The organism is Oleiphilus sp. HI0128 (assembly GCF_001635365.1).
The window spans coordinates 1-809 of record NZ_LWGG01001560.1 but is presented as its reverse complement, the minus strand read 5'-3'; the positions used below and the strand labels follow the sequence as shown (position 1 = coordinate 809).

Annotated in this window: 2 protein-coding genes; one reads left to right on the top strand and one right to left on the bottom strand. The window is 46.1% G+C overall.

Going from position 1 to position 809, the window contains the following annotated elements:
- Positions 1–361: nitroreductase (locus A3763_RS25715; RefSeq protein ID WP_231872326.1), on the top strand; the 361-nt coding region annotated here is incomplete at its 5' end.
- A 36-nt stretch (positions 362–397) separates the two neighbouring features.
- On the opposite strand, the gene A3763_RS25710 is transcribed toward A3763_RS25715, so the two are convergent.
- Positions 398–809: beta-propeller domain-containing protein (locus A3763_RS25710; RefSeq protein WP_197483134.1), on the bottom strand; the 412-nt coding region annotated here is incomplete at its 5' end.

The window sequence follows — 809 nt, the reverse complement described above, 5'->3', positions numbered from 1 at the left end:
CATTGAAAGAAGTGACTACGAGGCACGTGAGGCGCAAATGCAAAAGAATTTTGAGTTTTTTGGTGCGCCCACTGCAATTTTTATATTTATCAATGACAAACTTGGTCTTTATAGTGCTTTGGACGCCGGTATCTTTATGCAATCACTCATGCTCGCTGCCGTAGAAGAAGGGTTGGGGTCCTGTCCTCAAGCCGCTATTGCCACTTGGGCAAGTCCGATCAAAAAGCATTTCGATATAGAAGAAGACTATAAACTGCTATGCGGTCTTTCGATCGGTTACCCTGCCGAGCATAAAGTGAACACTTATCAACCGGCAAAACGTAGCGTCGAAAATGTAATGTTTGCACCTACATCTAAGTAAGCTTGACGCTTCGACAAGCTTAAAAAAGGGTTTCATTCAGTCAGCGGGGTTAGCCAGGTCATCCCACAATTCTGTGATCAAGTATCCTCTATGAGAGTAGTGAACGTGAGTGCCAGTGAGAACCCCTCGGTCGTAGGATGAATAGTAATAACTACCTGACTGCCCGGTGCCGAGTTCGCTACCGACTATGCTTCCGGCTTGATTTAGACTAGCACCCTCAGGGTGTTCAGTATCTCTGACCTCAAAAAGATAGTAGGCGTCTTTTTGCCACTGCCAGTCCTCTAATATGCTCGCTGAAAAACCTAGACGCCATGAGTGTTCATCGTTGCCGGGTAAGATACTTAAGGCCGTATGAGTGTATTCGGCAGGAGAATATGATGTGTCGCCTTCAAGCAGTACTTCATTCACTAATAGCGGGTTGCTCATATCGCTCACGTCAAACAGTGCG